Raw genomic sequence first — 22872 nt, 5'->3', positions numbered from 1 at the left:
CATATCACACTAGCGCATCAGGCCGTTTTTGCCGATTTTTCGCCTGCGCAGTGCCCCCAGGCGCCACCCTCGGCCCTGGAGGCCGGGGGGCGGGCAGGCGGCGCGGTATCATTCCGGCCTTGCCCACACCCGGCCCTGCCGGTGTGTTTTACGCCGGGACTGCGCACCGGCGCCCTGGTTGACCCCCGCGTCCCTCCTGCATTTATCCGCCTTCTGATCCGTGCGTCTTACCTCGATCAAGCTTTCTGGCTTCAAGTCGTTCGCTGAACCCACCAACTTCATGCTGCCCGGGCAACTGGTGGGCGTGGTGGGCCCCAACGGCTGCGGCAAGTCCAACATCATGGACGCGGTGCGCTGGGTGCTGGGCGAGAGCAAGGCCAGCGAGCTGCGCGGCGAGAGCATGCAGGACGTGATCTTCAGCGGCACCACCACCCGCAAGCAGGCCAGCCGCGCGAGTGTGGAGCTGGTCTTCGACAACTCCGATCACCGTGCGGGCGGGCAGTGGGGCCAGTACGGCGAGGTGGCCGTGCGCCGCGTGCTCACGCGCGACGGCACCAGCAGCTACTTTCTGAACAACCAGCCCGTGCGTCGGCGCGACGTGCAGGACGTGTTTCTGGGCACCGGCCTGGGGCCCCGTGCCTACGCCATCATCGGCCAGGGCACGATCAGCCGCATCATCGAAAGCCGCCCTGAGGAACTGCGCCTGTTCCTCGAAGAGGCTGCGGGCGTCTCCAAATACAAGGAGCGCCGCCGCGAGACCGAAAACCGCCTGTCGGACACGCGCGAGAACCTCACGCGGGTCGAAGACATCCTGCGCGAGCTGAATGCCAACCTCGAAAAGCTCGAAAAGCAGGCCGAGGTGGCCGCCAAATACAACACGTTGCACGCCGATGCGACGCTCAAGCAGCACCAGCTGTGGTTCCTGAAGCGGACCGAGGCCGAGGAGCAGCAGAACAAGGTGCGCCTCGATGGCCTGCAGGCCGTGAACGACCTTGAATCGCGCATGGCCGACCTGCGTGCGGTCGAGTCGGACCTCGAAACCATCCGCCAGGCCCACTACGCCGCGGGCGACCAGGTCAACCAGGCCCAGGGCAAGCTCTACGAAGCCACGGCCGAGGTCGGCAAGCTCGAAGCCGAGATCCGCTACGTGGTCGAGGGCCGCCAGCGCGTGGAACAGCGCCTGGTGCAACTGGCCGAGCAGATCGCGCAGTGGCAGACCCGCAAGGAAGAGGCCGACATCGAGCTGGAGAACCTGGCCGGTGCGGGTGTGGACGCCGAAGAACGCGCCGAGCTGCTGGCCGCCCAGGTCGAAGAACAAGCCATGCAGATGCCCGACCTGGAAGAGGCACTGCGCCAGGCGCAAAGCCGCACGGCCGAGCAACGGACTGCCGTGGTGCAGGTGCAGCAGCAGATTGGCGTGCTCGCTGCCGAGCAGCGCAGCTTTGACGAGCAAAGCCGCCAGCTGGACGCCCGCTTCGAGCGCCTGCGCACCGACCGCAATGCGCTGGCCGCGCCCGATGAGGCCCGCCTGACCAACTTGCGCGAGCAGCTCGAAGAGGCGCAAGAGATCGCTGAAACCACCGCAGCCCGCCTGCACGAGCTGCAGGAGTCCGTGCCCCAGCTGGACGACGACCGCCGCGCCCGCCAGCAGGCAGTTAACAGCGAGAGCGCACGCCAGGCCGAGCTGTCGGCCCGCATGGAGGCCCTCAAGGCGCTGCAGGAAAAGGTCAAGACCGACGGCAAGCTGCGCCCCTGGCTCGCCAAGCACGGCCTCGATGGCCTGCAGGGCCTGTGGAGCCGTATCCACATCGAACCCGGCTGGGAAAACGCGCTCGAAGCGGCGCTGCGCGAGCGCCTGGCCGCCTTGGAAGTAGGGCGCCTGGACATGGTGCGCGGCTTCCTGGGCTCGGGCGGCAACGACGCGCCGCCCGCGCGCTTGGCCTTCTACAGCGCCCCCGCTGCGGGCCACCCGGAAACATCGTCGCCCCATGCTCGCCTGTCCGACCTGCTGCGCCTGAACGATGCCGGCCTACGTGCCGTGATGGTGGACTGGCTGCAAGGCTGCTACACCGCCCCCACGCTGGACGATGCCCTGGCCCGCCGCAGCACGCTGCAACCCGGGGAGGTGGTGTTTGTTCCTACCGGCCATGCGGTCAGCGCCCACAGCGTGAGCTTTTATGCGCAGGACTCTGAGCAGTCCGGCATGCTGGCCCGCGCGCAGGAGATCGAGCACCTCGAAAAGGAATTGCGCGCGCAGGCCCTGATCGCCGAAGAATCACGCACCGCTTTGGTCCGTGCGGAAGCGGCCTATGCCGATGCCTCGCAGCGCCTCGTGGCCGCACGCCGCGAAGCCACCGAAACACAAAGCCGTGCCCACGAGCTGCAGGTCGAAACCCTGCGCCTGACCCAGCTGGCCGAGCAGACCCGCGCCCGCAGCGCACAGATCGATGGCGACCTGGCCGAGGTCGAAGCCCAGCTGGCCGACCTGCAGGAACGCCGCGTGGCCGCCGAGGCCCGCTTTGAAGAGCTGGACATGCAGCTGGCCGACAGCCAGGAGCGCGAGGCCCAGCTGGGCGACAAGGTCATTGAGGCCGAACGCAAGCTCACCGCGTGCCGCGAACAGCAGCGCACGCTGGAGCGCCAGGCGCAGGAGGCCACGTTCTCGCAGCGCAGCCTGGAGGCGCGCCGGGGCGAACTCAACCGCTCTATCGAAACCGCCACACAACAGGCCAAGGCCCTGGCCGACGAAGAGCAGCGTGCGCGCGATGAGCTTGCCCGCCTGTCGGATGCGGCTGCGCAAGGCGGCCTGCAGGCCGCGCTGGAAGTGAAGATGGAGCGCGAAAAGGCGCTCGCCGCCCAGCGCAGCGAATACGACGATCTGACGACCAAGCTGCGCGCCAGCGACGAGCGCCGCATGCAGCTGGAGCGCGCGCTCGACCCGCTGCGCCAGCGCATTACTGAGTTCCAGCTCAAGGAACAGGCCGCGCGCCTGGGCCTGGAGCAGTACACCACCTTGCTGCAAGACGCTCAGGCCGATCTGGAAGCCGTGGCCCAGTCAATCACCGAGGGCAATGTGCGCATGGGCGGCCTGCAGAGCGAAATCGACCGCTTGCACCGCGAGATCGCGGCATTGGGCGCCGTCAACCTGGCCGCGCTGGATGAATTGAAGCTCGCCAGCGAGCGCAAGGTGTTCCTCGATGCGCAGACCGCCGACCTGACCGAAGCCATGAACACACTGGAAGACGCGATCCGCAAGATCGACGGCGAAACGCGCCAGCTGCTCTCGGGCACGTTCGACACCGTGAACGCGCACTTTGGCCGCATGTTCCCCGAGCTGTTCGGGGGCGGCCAGGCCAAGCTCATCATCACCGGTGACGAAATCCTCGATTCCGGCGTGCAGGTGATGGCCCAGCCACCCGGCAAGAAGAACCAGACCATTCACCTGCTGTCGGGGGGCGAAAAGGCCCTCACGGCCATCGCGCTGGTGTTTGCCATCTTCCAGCTCAACCCCGCGCCGTTCTGCCTGCTGGACGAGGTGGACGCGCCGCTGGACGACGCCAATACCGAGCGTTATGCCAAGCTGGTGTCCAGCATGAGCAAGGGCACACAGTTCCTGTTCATCAGCCACAACAAGATCGCGATGGAAATGGCCGAGCAACTGATCGGCGTGACCATGCAGGAGCAGGGCGTGTCGCGCATCGTGGCTGTCGACATGGAGTCGGCCCTGACGATGGTGGACGCTTGAACCCATTGATTCAAACATGAGCACATTGCAACTGAGTCTCGCCATCATCGGTGGCCTGGTGCTGGCCCTGATCGTGGCCTACAACACCTGGACCTCGCGCCGCAACGCGCCCAAGCGCGCCTTGCCTACGGAGCATGACCCAGCGGCAGAGCCCGCGCAGCGCCTGGAGCCCGGTTTTGATGCCGGTGCAGCGGGGGCAATGCCGCCCAGCGAGTTCCATGGCCTGGACAGGGGGCCGGAGCCGTCTGAACACACCGTGGACGCGGGCGACGCCCTGCAACTGCCCGTGCCCCCGTTTTCGTCCGATCGCCGCCCCGGGCTGGACCCGCTCATCGATGTGATCGCTTCGCTGCAGCCCGAGCATGTGGTGTCGGGCGATGCGGCGCTGGCCGCGCTGCCGCCCACCCGCCGCGCAGGCAGCAAGCCCTTTGCCATCGAAGGCCTGAACGAAGCCACCCAGCAGTGGGAGACCCCGGCCCCTGGCCAGCGCTACCAGTCTTTCCAGGCCGGCGTGCAACTGGCCAACCGCATGGGCGCGCTCAACGAGATCGAGTTCTCCGAGTTCGTGGTCAAGGCCCAGGCCTTTGCCGACACCATCAACGCCGCCCCCGACTTCCCCGACATGCTGCAGGAAGTGGCCCGCGCGCGTGAGCTGGACCAGTTCGCCAGCGACCACGACGCCCAGCTCATGTTCATGCTGCGCGCCCGCCAGGCCGCCTGGAGCCCTGGCTACGTGCAGCAGAACGCTGCCCGCCTGGGCTTCGTGCCCGGCGCCATGCCCGGCCGCCTGGTGCTGCCCGCCAGCACCCAGGGCCTGCCGCCCTTGCTCACCCTGGGGTACGACACCCAGGCCGCGCTGGCCGAAGACCCGGACCAGTCCGCGATTCGCGACATCACCCTGAGCCTGGATGTCGCCCAGGTGCACCGCACCGAGCAGCCCTTTGCCCGCCTGCGCGACGTGGCCGCCGCCCTGTGCCAGGCCATGGATGGCGTGCTGTGCGACCAGAACGGCACGCCGCTGCCCGCCATGGCCATGGACCCGATCGCTGCGGACCTGGAGCTGCTGTATGACCAGCTCGATGGACGCGATCTGTCGGCGGGGTCGGTGCTGGCGCGGCGCCTTTTCAGCTGAGCGCCGGTGCGGCCATGACCGACAATCTGGATCTTTTTTCGGCTCCAGCGCTAGTGGATCAAGCGCAACCAGCTATCAAAATCAAAGCACTTCGCGACCAGCTCAACCACTGGGCCCACCAGTACTACGTGCTGGACGAGCCCACCGTGCCCGATGCCGAATACGACCGCGTGTTCCGCGAGCTGCAGGCCCTGGAAGCCGCGCACCCCGATCTGGTCACTCCGGATTCGCCCACGCAGCGCGTGATTGGCGCGGTGATGGAGGGCCTGGCCCCCGTGCGCCATACGGTGCCCATGCTCAGCATTTACACCGAAACCGACACCGAGGCCACGGGCGCCCAGGCGTTTGATGCCCGCGTGCGGCGCGAGCTGGGTCTGACGGATGCTGACCCTGCCATCGAATACGTGGCCGAGCCCAAGTTTGACGGCCTGGCCATGAGCCTGCGCTATGAAAACGGCCGCCTGGTGCAGGCCGCCACGCGCGGTGATGGCGAGGTGGGCGAGGACGTGACGCACAACATCCGCACCATCCGCCAGATTCCGCTGACCCTGCCCGACGGCGTGCCTTCTTTGCTCGAAGTGCGCGGCGAGGTCTACATGCGCCGCGCCGACTTCGACGCGCTGAACGAGCGCCAGCGGGAGCAGGGCGGCAAGACCTTTGTGAACCCACGCAATGCGGCTGCGGGTGCGGTGCGCCAGCTGGACTCCAACATCACCGCCCAGCGGCCCCTGAGCTTTTTTGCCTATGGCCTGGGCGCCATCACGCCGCCTGCCGAGGGTGGGCCCGTGTTCCGCACGCATTTCGAGATGCTGCAGACGTTGAAATCCTGGGGTTTTCCTGTGGCAGCGCAGGTACAAATTGCGGTGGGTGCTACTGAATTGGTAGCGTTTCACCAGCAGGTAGGTGCCAGCCGCGATGCGCTGCCGTACGACATTGACGGCGTCGTCTACAAGGTCAACTCGCTGCAGCTGCAGCGCGACCTGGGCTTCAAGACCCGCGAGCCGCGCTGGGCCGTGGCGCACAAGTACCCCGCGCAGGAGATGGCCACCAAGGTCGAAGGCATCGACGTGCAGGTGGGGCGCACCGGCAAGATCACACCCGTGGCGCGCCTGACACCAGTTTTTGTCGGCGGGGTTACCGTCACTAACGCCACGCTGCACAACCTATTCGAAATTCGCAAAAAAGGCGTGCGGGTGGGCGATCAGGTGATCGTGCGCCGAGCCGGCGATGTGATTCCCGAAGTCGTGGGAGTGATGCCCCCACTCACGGATGCGACGGAAGTCATTTCTGTTGATGGTGTGCCCGTCAAGCGGCATCACGGAAACCCTCCTCGCGAGATTTACGTCCCCAACTTCCGTATGCCCAAGGCCTGCCCCGTGTGTGGCAGCGCCGTGGTGCGCGAAAAAGGCGAGGCCAACCACCGCTGCACGGGCGGCCTGTTCTGTGCCGCGCAGCGCAAGGAAGCCATCCTGCACTTTGCCGCGCGCCGCGCCATGGACATCGAGGGCCTGGGCGACAAGCTGGTGGACCAGCTGGTGGATGCCAATGTGATCCGCACGCTGCCCGACCTGTACCGGCTGGGCCTGACCTCGCTGATTGCGCTGGAGCGCATGGCCGAAAAATCGGCCCAGAACGTGCTGGCTGCGCTCGAAAAATCCAAGCAGACCACCTTGCCACGTTTTCTGTTCGGCCTGGGACTGCGTCACGTGGGCGAGGCCACGGCCAAGGACCTCGCACGGCACTTTGGCACACTGGACGCCATCATGGACGCCAGCGTGGAGCAGTTGCTGGAGGTGAACGACGTGGGCCCCGTGGTGGCGCAGAGCCTGCACACTTTCTTCCAGCAACCGCACAACCGCGAGGTGGTCGAGCAACTGCGCGCCTGCGGCGTGACCTGGCCCGAGGGGCCGGTGGCCGAGCGCGCTCCGCAGATCCTGGCGGGCAAGACGGTGGTGCTGACCGGTACCTTGCCAACGCTGAGCCGAGACGCCGCCAAAGACCTGCTGGAGGCGGCTGGTGCCAAGGTGGCGGGCTCCGTCAGCAAAAAGACCAGCTACGTGGTGGCGGGCGAAGAAGCCGGCAGCAAGCTGGCCAAGGCCCAGGAACTGGGTGTGCCCGTGCTCGACGAAGCCGGCATGCTGGAACTGTTGTCAGGCCAGGGTGTCTGACGGAGCACGGTGCACCATGCCCGACTCTTTTTTCGCGTTCTCATTCCCCTTTCTCCTTCCTGACCAGCCCCTGGTGGGGCGGTCCTGAAGCGACCCCCAATCTCCCGGCGATTCATTGATGCACAACTGGCTGCTTTCTTTCCGGGCCCGCATGGCGGGCCTGTTGGCCTGGGTTCCCCGGCCCGTGCGGCGCCTGCTGCTGTGGACGGTGGTGGCGGTGCCCGCTGCGCTGCTGGTGTTCACGCTGGCGCTGGTGCCTTTTACTCCCGGCATCAGCGACATCCGCAAGGCCAAGAGCGAGCTGCCGGCGCAGCTCATGTCGGCCGACGGCAAGCTGCTGGCCGAATACCGCTGGGCCAACCGCGAATGGGTGGAGCTGAACCAGATTTCGCCCAACGTGGTAGACGCGCTGATAGCAACCGAGGACCACCGCTTCTACAAGCACTTCGGGCTGGACTGGCGGCGCACGGCGTCGTCGGTGGTGCTGACGCTGCGTGGGGACCCGCAGGGCGGCTCCACCATCACCCAGCAGCTGGCGCGCAATCTATTCCCAGAGGAAATCGGGCGCTCGCGCACGCTCACGCGCAAGCTCAAGGAGGCGATCACCGCGCTCAAGATCGAGGCGTCGTATTCCAAGGACGAAATCCTGGAGACCTACCTCAACACCGTGCCGTTTCTGTACAACGCCTACGGCATCGAGATGGCCGCGCGCACCTATTTCGACAAGTCGGCCGACAAGCTCAATGTGCTGGAAAGCGCCACCCTGATTGGCATGCTCAAGGGCACGGCCTACTACAATCCGGTGCTCAACCCCGAGCGCGCGCAGGCCCGCCGCAACACGGTGCTGTCGCAGATGGTCAAGCGGGGCAAGCTCGATGCCAAGCAGTTCGAGACCCTGCAAAAACGCCCGCTGCGCATCAACTTCGAACGCCAGACGGAGGTGATGGGCCCGGCGCCGCACTTTGCGATCCAGCTGCGCAAACAGCTCATCGACTGGGCCGACAGCAAGGGCTACAGCCTGTATTCGGACGGTCTGGTGATTCGCACCACCATCGATTCGCGCCTGCAGGCCTATGCCAACCAGGCGGTGGCACGGCAGGGCCGGCAATTGCAAGGCGTGGCAGACACCGCCTGGTCGCAGCGCAACGGCTGGGGCCCCAAGAACGAGCTGGTGCAGACCCTGGTGCGCGAGAGCGCCGAATACCGCGCGGCCGTGGACAAAGGCGACACCCCTGACGACGCCCTGAAGGCGCTGATGGATGACGCCTCCTTCATGGCCAAGCTGCGCGCCGAAAAGACGCGTGTGCAGGCGGGCTTTCTGGCGCAAGACCCGGTCACCGGCCATGTGTTGGCCTGGGTGGGCAGCCGCGACTTTGCGCAAGACCCGTTTGACCACGTGCAGGCAGCGCGCCGCCAGCCGGGCTCTACCTTCAAGCCGTTTGTGTACGGCGCCGCGTTTGCTAACGGCGCCACGCCCGAAGACACGTTGATGGATACCGCCGTCGAAATCCCGCTGGGCGGTGGCCGCGTCTGGCGCCCCACCGACGGTGGCCCGCCCAGCGACCAGCCCATGACGCTGGCCGATGGCCTCGCGCTGTCCAAGAACACCATCACCGCGCAGGTGATGCAGCAGGTGGGCCCGGCCCGCGTGGCCGAAGTGGCACGCGCACTGGGCGTGCGGCAGTCCAAGCTGGAGGAGGTTCCGTCCCTCGCACTGGGCACCAGCCCGGTCACGCTCAAGGAGATGATCTCGGCCTACAGCAGCATCGTGAACCTGGGCCGCTATGTGGAGCCTGTGCTCATCACCAGCATCGAAGACCGCCACGGCAAGGTGCTGGAGACCTTTGCCAAGCCCGTGCCGGAAGAGGTCTTCCAGCCCCGGGCTGCCCAGACCCTGCGCAACACCATGCGCGGTGCCGTGGACCGGGGCACGGCCACAGCCATCCGCACGCGGTATGGCATCCAGGCCGATGTGGCGGGCAAGACCGGCACCACGCAAGACAACACCGATGGCTGGTTCATCCTGATGCACACCCGCGTGGTGGCAGGCGCATGGGCCGGCTTCAACGACGGGCGCATCACGCTGCGCAGCGACTACTGGGGGCAGGGCGCGCGCAGTGCGTTGCCCATGGTGGGCGAGTTCATGCAGCAGGCCATCCGCAACAAGGTGATTGATGGCCAGGAGCGGTTCTTCGATGAATTCGATACCAGCACGCCGCCACCGGCAGACAGCTCGCTCGGTGCCATGCGCGAGTGGATACGCGGGCTGTTCGGCCGCGACACGGCGCAGCCAGCGCCAGCGGCCCCTGCGCCAGCCTGGCCCCTTGGCCCTGCGGTGCCCCGGCCGCCTGGAGGCCAAGGCCAGCCTCCCGTCACGACCGATCCGGGCTACCCGCCCGTGCCCGCCGAGGAACGTGTGGGCGGCTGAAGGCATCGGCCGGACAAGCGCGCGCGATTTCGCTCGGACCGGCCACTTTTTTGCTGGCGCCGGCCCAAGACCGCCGCTAGGATGCGCGGCGGTGAATTTGTTCCATGTGCCGTCCCCGGGGGGCTTTTCCGGGCTCCGCGTACCGGCCATGTCCACTCCATTCATCCGCTCATCGCGGCGCGCGTGCCACTGGGGGTGATCTCGGTTTCAATGCAAAATCGGAATCCTGCGTCAAAAAACTCCTTAGCGACAACAACTTAGCAGCGTTTTATAGTGTCTCCTGCATTGGGGAGGACGCTGATGTCGAGCTACCGGTACAGATTCGTCGGCTACGAGAAACTTCCATCGGGCCTGAACGCTGACGATGTGCAGTTGCACTGCCGCCTGCCTGACCGTTTGGTCAAGGAGATTCGGGATAGCAACTATGCAAAGCGCTACCACCTCGGGCTTGCTGTCCAGCTTTCTTTCCTTGCCCTAACTGGTAGGAATCCAGACAGCAAACTCAGAATGCCAACCGCAATGCTGCGCTTGTTGTGTGAGCAGCTTGGCATCCACGCCAATACCACCGCGATAGGGTCTCTCAAGGCGCTGTACCAGAACGCAGATCGCACTCTCGCCAACCATCGGGCCTGGGTTCGAGAGAAGCTTGGCCTAGCGGCCTACGACACAAGCGCCGAAGAGCGTTTGCGAGCAGCACTTTCTCAGCAAGCCATCGATGCCGCTTCGGTGGATGAGGTCTTCAACTCTGCCGAGCAATGGCTTTTCGACAACAAGATTGTCCTGCCCGGCAAGCGCCACCTTCAAGACCTCGCTCGGTCGGCCTTCCGGGTGGTCGAGGAATTGGCGCTCACCACCATTCGCGCCGCAGTGACCCCAGTGCGCCTCCGCGCAATCCTCAAGGTCATGCACGAGGAGAGCATGACGCCTGGGATTTCAGTCCTTGAGTGGCTCAAGCAATCAGCAGGCAAACACAGCTTAAAGGCCCTCAAGGAGCTCAACACGCGTATAGACGCCCTGAAGGCGCTCGGCGTCCATTTGTGGAAGCTAGAAGGACTTTCCATCGGACGCATCCACGCCTTCGCCCAAGCGGTGGTGAACCGACCGCCCTCGGAGACCGCGCGCCGAATCGAAGACACCCGCTCTGTAGAGATAGTGTGTTTCCTCAAGCATCTGCTGGGCGAACTCAGCGACGAAGCTATTTTTCGCAACAACCGGCATACCAGCGACATCGTTCGTTCGGGAACCAAACGCGTGCAAGCAAAACAGGCGCAACGGGCTCATGAGTACCGCTGCTCCATCGAATCGATGCGGGACATAGCGGCCAACACTGACATGAACGCCGAGGAGCGCCTTGCAGCCATCATGGCTCTTGCTGAGGATGTCTTGGGGCTCCCTCCTGTCAGCCATGCTGAGGTTGTGAGGGAAACCCTGACGGAACAAACGACGAGGGTTCGTACTGTACTCAACGGGATGACGTGCCTGGATCTGCAAGCGGATCCAGCGCATCCTGACTGCAAGCTCCTTGCCGCTCTACAGAAATTGAAAGCGGCTGGGGCCAAGGAGCTGCCAACGGAATTTGACACATCACTGGTCGATTCGAAATGGCGGCCCTTGCTGGAAGTACCTGACCGCGTAGCAGCTCTTCAGGCTTTTGAGGGGTGCGCGTTGCTGCGCATTCGTAAGGGGCTGCTCGGGGGGAGCCTCTACGTCAATCACAGTGCCACCTATCAAAGCAAAGAGAGTCTCTTAATCCCCCAGGAAGAATGGGATCGAAATAAGGAAGCTCTTTGCGAAGCCTACGGCCTGGAGCTAGACCCAAGAAGGGCTCTCGATCTTCAATACGAATTGCTGCGGGCGGGTCTTGCAGATGTTGAGGCCGGACTAGAGAAAGGGTTGCTCGAAATCGATGAAGGCGGTTCCGTCAGGATCCCGGCCATCAGGGCCATGGAGGAAGAGCCAGAGCTGCGCCGCACGAACCAGTTCTTGAGTGAAATCATTGGCACAACGCAGTTGCCAGACATCATCTTGGAGATCGACAGTCGCACCCAGATCAGCACGACGCTGCTGGGGCGTCAGCCTGAGACTGCCCAGGAGCTTGTTGCCCTGTATGCAGGCTTGCTAGCCCACGGCACCGAGATCGACGCAAAAGCTGCCGCTTCCATGATTCCAGGCGTTCCTGTGAGTCACGTTTCTGCCGCCATGCGCATGCTGGAAGCACCTGGTCGCCTGCGGGCGGCCAACGACAGTGTAGTCGCGTTTCAGCAGCGTTTCCCAATCGTGAATCTCTGGAGCGACGGGACAAAAGCCTCTTCGGACATGATGGCACTGGACGCTACCCGTCACCTGTCTATTGCCCGAACCGATCCTCGTAGAAAGACCGCTGCCGCAGGTATCTACACCCACATTCTTGGCAGCTACCCCGTCATCTTCGATCAACCTATTGTGTTGATGACGCGCCAGGATGCTCCCGCTGTGCACGGGATTGACGCATACAACTCCAACAGTGAGGACCGCATCAAAGTCGATCTTCTTGCCGTTGATACACACGGCTATACCTATTCCGGCATGAGTGTGGCCAAGCTGCTCAGATTCGATCTGTGCCCGCAATTGGCGGGCCTACCAGACCGCAAAATCTGGACGCCCCGCTCGATCAAGGTGCCCGACGCCCTGGAGAAAGTGGCCATTCCCACGATTACCGAAAAAGCCATCCGTGATGGTTGGGATCAGACAATGCGGCTCATTGCCTCGATCAAATCCGGACGCGTCAGTGTGGCCTGGGCACTGGCTCGCCACGGGAGCGCGGCTGCTGGAGATGACGTGCGCCGCTGCCTGGATCAGTATGGACGCCTGCTTCGCTCCGTATTTCTGTGTGACTACTTCACCAACGATACCTTCAGGCGGGAGATCCACACTCTTCTCAATCGTGGCGAATCGGTTCACTTGCTACAACGCGCCATCTACTATGGTCGCGTTGCTGCTGAGCGCGGCCGCCGCCGCGACGAACTCAGATCCATATCTGGTGCTCACGCACTACTGACCAATATGGTGATCGGCTGGAACACCCTGAAGCTGCAGGAAACCGTGGATCGGTTGAAGTCCGGTGGTCAACGCATCGAGGAAAACGTACTGCGGCGCATCGGCCCTGTGCACTTCGGACACATCAATTTTCGGGGCCTGATGAGCTTTAGCGTGGACCGGTATGCGAGCGTGCTCCTTCGAGAGCACGCAGCGCCAAAACGGGCCCGAGCCAGTTGAGCCCAAACGACGTTGCATTTCCAATTTCCATTTTTTCTATGCAAAATCGGAAAGCTGTTCTATACGAATCAATGACTTAGCTTTTCTGGCCATTTCGCTTTTTCATTTATTTCGTGCAAAACCGGAAAGTAGAGTTAGAGCCGGACGTTCGAAATGCACCGCCGAAACGATCTCTTTTCCTAAAGGCCACACCATCGATAACTAGGCGCTACAAGGTGCCGGTGGTCGCTTCGTCGCCTGTGATAGACCTTAGGTCACGGGCCGAGTGTGGCGGGCAGTTAGGTCGGCTGGAGTTGGCGCTCAACTTGCAATGCGCCACAGTCATGTGCTGACACTCGGCTTTGCCCACATTGAGCAAGAGATTACCCGCCACGGCGCATTCGAGCAGGTGATACCTGTCCATCACGTCCAGAGACTTCTTGCAACTTTGCGCAATGCTCTCGTAACATGGATCACAGACCAATCTTGAGCAAAAAACGGGAGGCGATAAGTGCGGATGTTTGGAGTTATTGAATGACAGGGGCGTTTGAAGCTGCGCCCTCATTAGTCCCGCCAAGCTACAGGGGTCGAGAGCAGGCTTGGATAAAGCACCAACTGCTGGAAAGCTACCTTGAGAAGCTCATGCTGATCGTGGGCATGGCGGCCAAGAGGCAGGGAACGATAGAGATTTGCTACGTTGACTGCTTCTCCGGCCCATGGGGCACGAGCGAACTGGAGAGCACATCCATCGCCGTATCTTTGAGGACTATGGCTAAGTGTCGGCAGAAGCTTGCTGAACTTGGCGTCACGGCGTCAATGCGAGCCCTCTACATCGAAAGGGATGACCAAGCTTTCGCAAACCTTGAACGATACCTAGATACCGCAACGCCCGATACGGTGAGCGCAAAGTGCTTTCATGGGGACTTTGTGGATCTCCGTGAGCAAATCCTCACTTGGAGCGGACGCGATTCGTTTACTTTTTTCTTCGTCGACCCGAAGGGCTGGAAGTCAATTGGAATTGACAAGCTCAGACCACTCCTCCAACGGCCGCGTTCCGAGTTTCTGATCAACTTCATTTACGATTTCATCAATCGCACTGCATCCATGGCTGAGTGGCAGTCCGACATCGCGGAGTTCCTGGGAGTGCCGATTGAGGCAGTGCAAGAGCTTGAGCATCACTCGCCGCAGGACCGCGAGGAGAAACTACTGGGGCACTATCGCAGCAGCCTCAAAGCAGCTCTTCCACCCCAGCGAAGTCCCTTCATCGGACGCACAGCCTACGTTCGAGTCCTTGATCCGAGCCGCGAACGGGCCAAGTATCACCTGGTCTATCTCAGTAGCCATCCGAAGGGCACCATCGAGTTCATGACTATTTCCCATGGAGTTGAGGCCATACAGCAACGCGTGCGCGCTGATCGCCGCAAAGATGCGCGCGAAGAAGCGAGCGGTATTCGGGACATGTTTGCCGACGAGATGCCGATGACGCCCGCAGGACTGGACAACGCGAACGACGTGGATCGATACTGGCTTACCACTCTCAGCCAAGTTCCAACGGTAGTGGGTGAGCCCGTCTTCGCCGATATTCTGGAGGCGACAAACTGGATGCCACAAGACTTGCAAGCCTCACTGTTGCGCCTGACCAAGGCCGGAAAACTCAAAAATCTGGATGCTCAGCATCCCCGAAACACGCGGCCCTTGCACCCAGAAAAGGCGGAGAGGCTTGTCCTGCTGTAGCGCATCTCGCGCTGACAATCGCATTCATTGTGGAAGATGGATCAGAGATCGCTGTTTTGGTGCCGACAGCTGATCTTCGGCCTCCAATGAACTGCCCTTCCTGCGTTGGCCGCCATTCTTGGTCGTCACGAGAATATCGCCGCAGCGGATGGCCTCATCCAGAGATGCCTTGAGCATTTTTTCCGTTGCGGGGGTGTTGCTGCCCACGTGGTGGGCCAGCTCGCGAAAGGTGACCGCTTGGTCGCCTTTGTCAAATACCCAAGGCACAAGCTTGCGCTCCAATCCCGAGGTGCACTTGTGTGCAGCAAGCTTGTCGAACTGAAACTCTTCGCCAAACGAGAGCGCGTCCTGACTTGTCACTTCACCGTCCTTGCTTGCAGAGTAGCCAAGCGTGAACATGTCTGGTTCAAGGTAGTGCGTGAATTGGTTGGACTTGCCCCAATGAATTTCCATCATGACATCGCGCGCCTTGTAGTTGTTCGACAGGTGCACGAGCCAATACGTCCAAGGACTGCTACCGAGCGGTGTCACATAGAAGATGGTGGAATGTCGCGCGCCACTGGTCCGTATGAGCGCATTGGCCAAGTTACGCTGAATGGCCGCTCGCCAGGCGGGCCCGCTCGTGCCCCGCAAGGATTCGAGCGCAGTCCAATCGATGTACTCCGCGAAACCCATTTGCGCCATCTTCTCGCGGCTCTTATGGTTGTCGCTGAGAAATGAAATCAGGCTATCGACAGCGAAAGTAAGGATGACCTCGGCACCTTCGATGGTGCTGAAGATTTCTTTGAGCAATGCGCCTGGGACTTGGTCCCAGGCGTACTGATCAAGGAGGAATATCGACCGGTGTTTTCTAGACCTTCTCTGAATGTCCTTCCGGATCCCAGCAAAGTTTTTCTGAAACGTCCCTGGCAAAGTGATGATGTCTTGTCCCTTGCGATGAACCCCATATCGGGCTGTCAAAAGCGCGTTCAGGTATTCAAAGTTTGAGCGCGTCTTCTCGACGAAGTAGTAGCGCACGTCCAGGGTACGCGGCTTCTCGCGACCCACGTTCAGAAGTGCACCTTGCTCGGTTAACGCGTCAATCACGATTTGTGGGGAGCCAGGCACGAATTCGCCCGCCTTCTCCCCGCTGTACTCTCCACCTCCCGCAAAGCCATCCACGATGGAAAGGACCAGCCGATCAATGACGTAGTTGCTCATGAGCACCTGAACATAGCGGCTCAGGTACTCCCGGACGATTTCATGCTTCACAACACTGTGGGGGTCCAGTGGTGGTGGTGAGGAACCAACTACCCAAACGTACTTATCGGAGTGTTTCACCATCTTTGTTGTTGCTGAGGGCCTGCTGCATGATATCGCCGCGGTACTGAGTGCAGAGCCTCCCTAACCAAGCTCGGCTGCTCAAGAATCAAGGTCTTGACACTTCACAACTGAGCGCTTTGTTCCAGCCTTATGGGAATGGTCACACGTTGAACAACAGTAGTCGGCATTTCGTCCCAAGTACGTCCGTTGAGTTCGCGTCCGTTGGCTGCCTTCGCACGTTTTTTGCCATCTGCACCCCAGCCACCCCACTGTTTGAAGAAGAATGCGACCTCCTGTTCTTGGCATTGAACACGCACAGCCTCCGCCCATTCAGTTTTCATCGGACGCGCCTTGGGCCCCGATTCACCACCGACGATGACCCAGTGAATATCTGTGAGGTCAAGCTCCCCCACATCGGAAAGAAGCGGTTCTACGGAAAGAAACCGAATACTCGCCGGCACCTTGCGCAGATGATCGATGCGAGGCACTCCATATTTCCGGTCCTCCACGGACACGCCTAGCCAAGCGTTGCTCGGAACAGAGCGATGCCGGAAAAAGCGTTCCATCCTGGCAGCCCGTTTCGTCAGAATTTGGTACGTGTGGTGTGGCGTCTGCGCAATCACCTCAAACACCTTCTCAATGTACTCATTGGGTACCCGCTCATGAAAGAGGTCGGACATTGAGTTCACAAAGTAGACCGTCGGCTTCTTACGCTTGATGGGATCATTGAGGCGGTCCGGCAAGAGCGTCAAAGCAAATCCGTTCTCATAGCCCGGCGTGCCCATTGCCTTGAGTCGTTTTGCCATGGCTTCCGCATAGCAGTGTTTACACCCAGGAGAAATCTTGGTGCAACCCACTGTTGGATTCCACGTTTGCTCTGTCCACTCAATTTTGCTGGTAGTTGTCATACCGTTACCCCCCACTTCGTTAGCTTAGCCTTGCCGGTTGGCGGTGGTCTAAAAGTTCGCACAATTCCCCTGACCACACCAATGATCCTCAGCGATTTTTGAGGTTCTAGAGGCTGCATGCTGGCGTTTCGAGGCACTAGGCGAGGCCGTCCCTCGAACATCTGGAATTCTTTCACCGTGACGTGGCCATCCGCCTCCGCAATCACGATTTCGCCTGGTGCAGCTTGATGCGCAATCTCAACCGCTGCGATGTCCCCGCTCAGGATCCCAGCGTCCACCATTGAATCGCCGCGCAACTTTACAAAGACGGTTTTTAGAGGCTTTGCCGTCAGCATTTGGTCTAGAGCCTGAGCTTGCATAAGGCCATTGGCCTCAAAGTCGGCACCAAATCCTGCGCGCACCTCGTCGTCACTGAGGTCCAACGTAAAGAATCTCTCGCTCGGTGCCACGCGTCCCCCAGGAGACTTCACCAAGTGCCCACTTGAGATGAGTCGGCCGATGAGCTTGAAGGCGGCGTTTTTGGCCTTGAACCCCAGATGGGAAGCGATCCGACTGTAAGACGGAAAGCATCCCTCACTCCTATACAGCGCTCGGAGACTGAGCAAATGCATCGTGTCGCGGTTGGTTCGGGCCATGCTCGATATTTTAGTGAACAAACGTACACTAATCAAATTCGACTCACCAACGCGCCTTCAGGTATCCAGCAGACTTCGATCTTTCCCCAGAAGCGCCTGCGAATCAGAACTTGCGACTACCATTGGGCAGACCGCGTCAAACGAGATCACCTATGCAGATTTTTGCTTCCGGCGAAGGCCGTAAATTGAATGCTCCGGATGAGTTCTTGCCTCAGGGATCTGTAGGCAAGGTGGTGGGTCTCATTGATCTGGGGAAGAACAATGGATCCAATCATTTCGGTTGGTCTGGGGTAAAAACGGTCATTGACTTCGAGGGCGACGCTTACGTTTTGGATTTCCCAGAGCACACCCGCTTGGTAACCGACGATGGGCTCGAACTCACGCAGACAGATGCAGGGGAAGTTGGAGGCTGGTGGCCCGATTCGGGCGATATTCAGCGCTATGGACTGCGCTGGATCGAATTGACGTACTGAGCCATCCTTCGACTTGCCAAGCGCAGCTCCAGTAGAGCCGAGCGAGGGGGCAGAAAGGTGGCTCCCACTTTTCCGACGAGAGGTATTTTCACTATCGGTGAACCCCAGCTTTGTTATCTGTGGGCCTGTCGTCTACCTTCCTGGCTGCCTTTTCAATGAAGGCTTTGAAGACGAGCTGCAAGTTGCGAACCGGTAGCCTGCGTTAGCCCTGCGCGGCCATCGACCAAAAACAATGACTTGCAAAACGGCCGGTATAGCCACGATCGATCATCCACGGCCACCCAGCTGCGATGCGGCATTTCGTTGGCCCAAAGCCAGGCATGGCACTCGGCCTCCCGCTCGTACCCCACCAGCGTATTCGGGACGTTCGTTAGATCGCGATATCTGGGGGTGACGCCTTCGACCATTGCGGCAATGTCCGGAGAGAACCTTCGCAATAGATCCTCATAGGATTGTTCCAGCCGCCAGGTGCTGGTGATCACGATCTGGCACTCGGGCACCTGTCGTAACGCATCTTCCAAGATCGATAGGCAACAGAAGTGCTTCGCCTCATGGCAATGCTCTGGGTGTAGGACCCCATCAAAATCTAGAAAGAGTATGGGCACAGTGCTACTTCAGAAACAGATTTCCAACAGGGCTGAATATTTTTCCGAGTTAGCGAACCAATGAGACTATTTGGTCGTGGTCTTTTTAGTCTCATTGGACGGAAATCGGGTGGATGTCTTCCCGAAAGCGTGTTCCACCCCAAGCCGACTTTGGTCGGGCGCTGCAGCAATTGCGCGCGGCACGCGGCTTGGTTCAGGAAGACATGTTGCTGGCAACGAGCCGCCGACACATCAGTCGCATCGAGCAGGGACATCAAGTGCCCAGTATTCGCACCATCGAGGTATTGGCCGAGCAGATGCAGATCCACCCTTTGACCTTGATTGCTACCGCGTACTGCCCAGACCTGGACACGACCTTGGTCAATGAACTAATCAAGACCGTCAAAGCAGACTTCAAGGGCATCATTTCAGACTAGGCGTGGTATTCCGAGTCGGTCTGTTCTTTGGCATGCTGAACCAGGATTTGAAGCCCTTGTATCAGACCGGTGCCAATGGGTGTGGCATCTTGACGTTGCAGCATCCGATTGACGATCTCCCGATCCACGGCAGTGCTGAGCAAGCACAGTGCTTCTTGCAGAGTTTCCAGACCCACTTCTAAGCTGTCGCCTGAACGCTTGGCTCCCGCCTTGGTCAGAAGCAACAGGGTGAGCGGTAAGGCAGCACGAGCGGGATCATGATCCCCGCTCCAACCCGAGCCAGACAGAAGGTCTCGGAGCTGGTCTGACACCAACAAAAGGTGGTTGTCATCCAGCGCATCCGGCAAGATGGATTCCCATCCCCGTGATGTGATCAGACCCATCATGTCCTGTGGACCAAACTTTCCGAGAGTCGCTTTTTCTAAACGCAGCATCATTCGCCATTCCAGTTAATATGAGACCAATTGGTCCCGTTCGAGACCGTGGCGTGCGAAGATAACTGAACAGAGATGGCGTTTTTTCGTTCCAAGTGCGCCCGTCTCCCAATGGAAATATACCGGTTGCCCAAATGTGCTTAAAGAGGCAACCAGTCTGTTGTCTCATTCGTTTGTCCCGTGAAAAACCGCCTGAATCTCACCCGCTTGGCCGAACTTGATCGGCAGTTTTGCGATTTTGCGAAGCTGCAGCGGAATGCCACGCCCAGGTGTGGCTGGGCAAAGACGGTGAGATTGGCCTTGGGCATGAGTTCCAAAGCGCTAGGTGAGCGTTTGGGCATGACGGCACAGGGAGTCCGCAAACTGGAGCAGGCCGAGGCCAACGGCACTATCACGCTGAATACGCTTACACGTTTGGCTCATGGCCTGGACTGTGAAGTGCACTACATGTTTGTTCCCCGAACCAGTTTGGTGGAGCAGGTGCTCAACCGTACTCAAGAGATCGCTGGAATTTCGTTGCCGTCCACGTTGAAGGGGGCGGAGGTGCTGACAGATGCAGAGACGCTGATGGCCCTTACCAGTGCGCTGGTAAAAGTGAGCAAGCGTGGCCTTTGGTGAGTCAGCGCTGGTTCTCCTACCGATACAACCCCGCGATGAATTTGAACTTCGTTGCTATCATTAGCGCAAAGCAAGCCCCCGGTGCGACCTCTGCGAAAGCATGCCCCCGGGGGCGACGTTTTTCTGAGATGTACTTTGATGAAATCGCTCTCCGAAGCTCGCGACAGCTCTTGAGAGATCCCCGCGCCATGGAATTGCAACGCACAGGTCAGGCTTGCCCGCAAGGCGAAGCGCGTCATCACAATCAAGGTGAAGCACGCTCTTCCTGTCATCACCGCAAGGGAATATGCGCGCTCGGGCGATGCAACCAAAGATCCGACGCTCATGCGACGCCGCTACGCCATTGTTAACGGGACTGATCGGTAACTCGTGGACACGAATTCTGCCCTCACCCCCCTAGAAGACCATATCGCTATTCTCACTATGCTTGTGCGGCGCATGGTTGATGAGTCTGGCGACCCAACTGGTTTCGACGCACAGGCCTGGCTTGATCACTGGCTCGTGGGGGTGGTCCCGGCATTGGGTGATCGGAGGCCTCTCGATGTGCTAAATGAGCCCGGTGGCCTGGAGGTTCTGAGAAGCTTGCTCTTGCAGGCCCAGTACGGCGCGTTTTCGTAGGTGTACGCAGGGTGTTGGTAAGTTCAGCGTCCGATCTGGACCTGCCTTCACCCCCGCTGGGCAAATCGCCACCAAACAGAATCCCGACATACGGTTATGTCCACTAACCAGAATTCCCCTTATCTCCCCGCGTCCACTCCACGCAGCGCGGACGTCGTTCTGTACCTGGACCTCGATGGAGTTGTCCACCATGAGAAGGTGCTTTGGCATCCTCGCAAAGGCATCTACATGAGTCCGTATGAGGCTGCAGGACACTCCTTGTTCGAATGGATCTTTGTCCTGGAGTCGGTGCTTGAACCCTACCCAGCCGTCGCCTTGGTGTTGAGTAGCACCTGGTGCATCCGTCCGGGATACAGCGCAACCCTCAAACGCCTTCCTGCTTCCTTACGTGCCCGGTTCATTGGAGGGACGTACCACAGGCGTGTGCATGGCGTGGATCCCTGGAACCTGTCCATGTTCCGCACCACCCCCCGGGGGGTGCAAGTTCAAGAAGACGCGCAGCGCAGAAAACCCCGGCAGTGGATAGCTCTTGATGACGATCTGGAGGGGTGGCCCGATTCTTGTCGGCAAAACCTGGTCGCATGCGATGGAACTACGGGCTTGTCCAGCCCCGAGGTACAACACGAACTGAGGGAAAAATTGCGCAGCTGTCATGTGGCCTTGTCGGCCAGAACCCCATAGCAGCTCGCGGTGTACGGTGGACTTAACAACGGTCCAACTATCGAATCTTCATTCGAGACCCCCCCGCAGCAAGTGTCTTGGATGCAAGGTTAGACGCATCCTGAATGTACATTTTGACGAGCCCTCAATGTACATTTGGACGGTAAACGCACCATTGCTTTCCCATGCATAGTCCGACCATCCCGTTTCGCCTAGTCTCCACTCAGCGCGAAGAGCAATTGGCTCAATTCAACGCCAGGAAAGAAATTGCTTGGTTTGGGTTTAGGGGGGCGTTCAAAGAGCCAGGCATGGCGATCATCAATTTCACCAAAATCGAATCTGGCCTTCAGGGAGGTGGAGGAACCTCCGCAATCAATGGCGGCGTTATCGCCGCAGGTTTTGATGCAGCCTTCGTGCTTGCCGGTTTGGGTCACTACGATTCCAAGGTCGTCATCACCCTGGAGTTGTCGGTCAAATTTTTGTCCCTTGCACTTGTCAACGAGTCGCTTGCATTCCAAGCGCATGTGGTTCGATCTGCTAAAAACTTCTCGTTCGCCGAGGGCTTTCTCTCTCAGGCAGGTACAGGGCCTGCCCAGCATTTGGCAATTGCCACCGCTATGGTGGCGCCTGCGCGCTAGGCACGCGGCGGGAAGGCGCAAGGCGCCAAAGGTGTCCTTCCCCTCGGCTGAGATGGAGATTTTCGACGGTCGTTCACCCAAGGCGCGAGCGTTCTAGCTCGTAGAGACACCACCAGCACTGGGTTCGTTTACTGCTTTCCGGTCTTCTATGTCGATTGAATTCCGTGAGACCTTGACCTTACCACCGTGGCAAGGTTCATAGTCAAAACGTGAATCAACCAAAGGAGGCTCACATGGTCCATTTCAATGTTCCTGATATGACGTGCGGCGGTTGTGCTCAGCGTATTCGTCGAGCAATAGCTCAGGCCCAACTGCCAGCAGGCGTCGAAGTAGAAATCGATGTGGCCACGCGGCAGGTCCGCGTTCCTGGGCAAGTCGAAGACGACACTGTGGAGCTTGTCCGCTCCGCAATTGAGCGTGCCGGATACAAAGCAGACGCGGCGGTGAGTCCTGCATCTCGCCGAACAACCGGTGGCTGCGGCTGTGCGTCTCGGCCCGTGGCCCCTGTTGACGTGGATCAAGACGGTGCAAGGCATACGTCGTCATGCTGCAGTTGAACTACCAAGGAGACCATCATGCGTCTGAACATCGTCGCTGGGCTGTTGACAACCCTATTCGTGGCAGGCTGTGCCGTCGCGCAATCGCCAAAACCTGAGGACGAACACGCAGGCCACCACCCCGGAGATGCACAGAGCGGCGGCGTCACAACCCAGTCTGCCCCGGCAGCCACTGCCGCGTCTGCACCGGACGCCTTTGATCGTCAGATGAAGGCGATGCAGGAAATGCACAAAAAAATGCAGGCGGCCAAGACTCCCGCCGAACGCTCAGCGCTGATGGAGGAGCACATGAAGCTCATGCAGTCAGGCATGGCCACGATGGGCGCGGGTAGTTCTGGTGGCATGGGGATGGGAATGATGCAGCAAGGGGCGCAGACCAAACCTGCCATGCCTGCAGCCTCTGGAAACTCGGGTATGGGAGGCATGATGGGCATGCACGCTCAAATGGAGCGCCGTATGGCCATGATGGAACAGATGATGCAAATGATGGTGGACCGCCAAGCAGCCATGCCATCCAAGTAGTCTCACCGCGAACGTTCTTTGCGGGGGCAAGCTATCACTATTCCA

Annotated in this window: 18 protein-coding genes; 13 read left to right on the top strand and 5 right to left on the bottom strand. The window is 60.4% G+C overall.

From position 1 onward, the window contains the following. The first annotated feature begins 220 nt into the window (after nt 1–220). From smc to tcmP, 6 genes are all read left to right on the top strand, one after another. A complete protein-coding gene (gene smc / locus ASD75_RS09500; protein WP_056745050.1) occupies nt 221–3745 on the top strand; it encodes a chromosome segregation protein SMC in 3525 nt (1174 codons plus the stop codon). 16 nt (nt 3746–3761) lie between these two features. Beyond that, the gene (locus ASD75_RS09495; protein WP_056745048.1) at nt 3762–4877 is read left to right on the top strand and encodes a hypothetical protein; all 1116 of its coding nucleotides are present in this window, start codon (nt 3762–3764) and stop codon (nt 4875–4877) included. A gap of 14 nt (nt 4878–4891) precedes the next feature. Then, a complete protein-coding gene (gene ligA / locus ASD75_RS09490) occupies nt 4892–7045 on the top strand; it encodes an NAD-dependent DNA ligase LigA (RefSeq protein ID WP_056745046.1) in 2154 nt (717 codons plus the stop codon). A gap of 118 nt (nt 7046–7163) precedes the next feature. After that, the gene (locus tag ASD75_RS09485) at nt 7164–9473 is read left to right on the top strand and encodes a transglycosylase domain-containing protein (RefSeq protein ID WP_156400988.1); all 2310 of its coding nucleotides are present in this window, start codon (nt 7164–7166) and stop codon (nt 9471–9473) included. Between the two features lie 300 nt (nt 9474–9773). Then, on the top strand, nt 9774–12728 hold the full coding sequence (locus tag ASD75_RS09480; protein WP_056745043.1) for a Tn3 family transposase: 2955 nt from the start codon (nt 9774–9776) through the stop codon (nt 12726–12728). Between the two features lie 513 nt (nt 12729–13241). Further along, entirely contained in the window at nt 13242–14441 is a 1200-nt protein-coding gene (tcmP, locus tag ASD75_RS09475; protein WP_056745041.1) for a three-Cys-motif partner protein TcmP, read from the top strand. Between the two features lie 24 nt (nt 14442–14465). Here the strand turns inward: tcmP and ASD75_RS09470 are convergent, their stop codons facing one another. The 3 genes from ASD75_RS09470 to ASD75_RS09460 form a co-directional block, all read right to left on the bottom strand. After that, nucleotides 14466–15692, bottom strand: coding sequence for a three-Cys-motif partner protein TcmP (locus ASD75_RS09470; protein WP_056745039.1), 1227 nt, complete (start codon nt 15690–15692; stop codon nt 14466–14468). Nucleotides 15693–15865: 173 nt separating this feature from the next. Then, on the bottom strand, nt 15866–16651 hold the full coding sequence (locus tag ASD75_RS09465; RefSeq protein ID WP_056745037.1) for a DUF5131 family protein: 786 nt from the start codon (nt 16649–16651) through the stop codon (nt 15866–15868). Next, nucleotides 16648–17286: a LexA family transcriptional regulator gene (locus tag ASD75_RS09460; protein ID WP_056745208.1), complete on the bottom strand. Its 639-nt coding sequence runs from the start codon at nt 17284–17286 to the stop codon at nt 16648–16650. The genes ASD75_RS09465 and ASD75_RS09460 overlap by 4 nt, the downstream gene beginning before the upstream one ends. A 152-nt stretch (nt 17287–17438) precedes the next feature. Between ASD75_RS09460 and ASD75_RS09455 the strand changes: the two genes are divergently transcribed. Next, on the top strand, nt 17439–17759 hold the full coding sequence (locus tag ASD75_RS09455) for a hypothetical protein (RefSeq protein ID WP_056745035.1): 321 nt from the start codon (nt 17439–17441) through the stop codon (nt 17757–17759). 152 nt (nt 17760–17911) lie between these two features. Here the strand turns inward: ASD75_RS09455 and ASD75_RS23305 are convergent, their stop codons facing one another. Continuing rightward, a complete protein-coding gene (locus ASD75_RS23305) occupies nt 17912–18364 on the bottom strand; it encodes an HAD domain-containing protein (RefSeq protein ID WP_082564962.1) in 453 nt (150 codons plus the stop codon). A gap of 113 nt (nt 18365–18477) precedes the next feature. On the opposite strand from ASD75_RS23305, the gene ASD75_RS09450 reads away from it, so the two are divergent. Continuing rightward, nucleotides 18478–18780, top strand: a complete 303-nt coding sequence (locus ASD75_RS09450) for a helix-turn-helix domain-containing protein (RefSeq protein WP_082564961.1) — start codon at nt 18478–18480, stop codon at nt 18778–18780. On the opposite strand, the gene ASD75_RS09445 is transcribed toward ASD75_RS09450, so the two are convergent. Then, the gene (locus ASD75_RS09445) at nt 18777–19214 is read right to left on the bottom strand and encodes a hypothetical protein (protein ID WP_235511586.1); all 438 of its coding nucleotides are present in this window, start codon (nt 19212–19214) and stop codon (nt 18777–18779) included. The two genes, ASD75_RS09450 and ASD75_RS09445, sit on opposite strands and share 4 nt — an antisense overlap. Before the next feature lie 180 nt (nt 19215–19394). On the opposite strand from ASD75_RS09445, the gene ASD75_RS09440 reads away from it, so the two are divergent. The 5 genes from ASD75_RS09440 (at nt 19395) to ASD75_RS09425 (ending at nt 22827) form a co-directional block, all read left to right on the top strand. Then, a complete protein-coding gene (locus ASD75_RS09440; protein ID WP_056745031.1) occupies nt 19395–19832 on the top strand; it encodes a helix-turn-helix domain-containing protein in 438 nt (145 codons plus the stop codon). A gap of 714 nt (nt 19833–20546) precedes the next feature. Then, nucleotides 20547–21131, top strand: coding sequence for an HAD domain-containing protein (locus ASD75_RS23845; protein WP_082564960.1), 585 nt, complete (start codon nt 20547–20549; stop codon nt 21129–21131). A gap of 164 nt (nt 21132–21295) precedes the next feature. After that, nucleotides 21296–21748 (top strand): PaaI family thioesterase, encoded by a 453-nt coding sequence (locus ASD75_RS09430; protein WP_156400987.1) that lies wholly within the window; start codon nt 21296–21298, stop codon nt 21746–21748. Between the two features lie 233 nt (nt 21749–21981). Further along, a complete protein-coding gene (locus tag ASD75_RS24290) occupies nt 21982–22305 on the top strand; it encodes a heavy-metal-associated domain-containing protein (protein ID WP_082564959.1) in 324 nt (107 codons plus the stop codon). 18 nt (nt 22306–22323) lie between these two features. Next, a complete protein-coding gene (locus tag ASD75_RS09425) occupies nt 22324–22827 on the top strand; it encodes a hypothetical protein (protein WP_015012969.1) in 504 nt (167 codons plus the stop codon). Nucleotides 22828–22872: the final 45 nt, after the last annotated feature.

The sequence above is a fragment of the Acidovorax sp. Root568 genome (assembly GCF_001427445.1).
GTDB lineage: Bacteria > Pseudomonadota > Gammaproteobacteria > Burkholderiales > Burkholderiaceae_C > Acidovorax > Acidovorax delafieldii.
This window is presented reverse-complemented; position numbering and strand designations above follow the sequence as displayed.

Coding starts and splice junctions, on each gene's coding strand:
- ASD75_RS09495 (WP_056745048.1), top strand. CDS start 3,762: ATGAGCACATTGCAACTGAGTCTCGCCATCATCGGTGGCCTGGTGCTG.
- ligA (WP_056745046.1), top strand. CDS start 4,892: ATGACCGACAATCTGGATCTTTTTTCGGCTCCAGCGCTAGTGGATCAA.
- ASD75_RS09485 (WP_156400988.1), top strand. CDS start 7,164: ATGCACAACTGGCTGCTTTCTTTCCGGGCCCGCATGGCGGGCCTGTTG.
- ASD75_RS09480 (WP_056745043.1), top strand. CDS start 9,774: ATGTCGAGCTACCGGTACAGATTCGTCGGCTACGAGAAACTTCCATCG.
- tcmP (WP_056745041.1), top strand. CDS start 13,242: ATGACAGGGGCGTTTGAAGCTGCGCCCTCATTAGTCCCGCCAAGCTAC.
- ASD75_RS09465 (WP_056745037.1), bottom strand. CDS start 16,651: ATGACAACTACCAGCAAAATTGAGTGGACAGAGCAAACGTGGAATCCA.
- ASD75_RS09460 (WP_056745208.1), bottom strand. CDS start 17,286: ATGGCCCGAACCAACCGCGACACGATGCATTTGCTCAGTCTCCGAGCG.
- ASD75_RS09455 (WP_056745035.1), top strand. CDS start 17,439: ATGCAGATTTTTGCTTCCGGCGAAGGCCGTAAATTGAATGCTCCGGAT.
- ASD75_RS09450 (WP_082564961.1), top strand. CDS start 18,478: ATGTCTTCCCGAAAGCGTGTTCCACCCCAAGCCGACTTTGGTCGGGCG.
- ASD75_RS09445 (WP_235511586.1), bottom strand. CDS start 19,214: ATGCTGCGTTTAGAAAAAGCGACTCTCGGAAAGTTTGGTCCACAGGAC.
- ASD75_RS23845 (WP_082564960.1), top strand. CDS start 20,547: ATGTCCACTAACCAGAATTCCCCTTATCTCCCCGCGTCCACTCCACGC.
- ASD75_RS09430 (WP_156400987.1), top strand. CDS start 21,296: ATGCATAGTCCGACCATCCCGTTTCGCCTAGTCTCCACTCAGCGCGAA.
- ASD75_RS24290 (WP_082564959.1), top strand. CDS start 21,982: ATGGTCCATTTCAATGTTCCTGATATGACGTGCGGCGGTTGTGCTCAG.
- ASD75_RS09425 (WP_015012969.1), top strand. CDS start 22,324: ATGCGTCTGAACATCGTCGCTGGGCTGTTGACAACCCTATTCGTGGCA.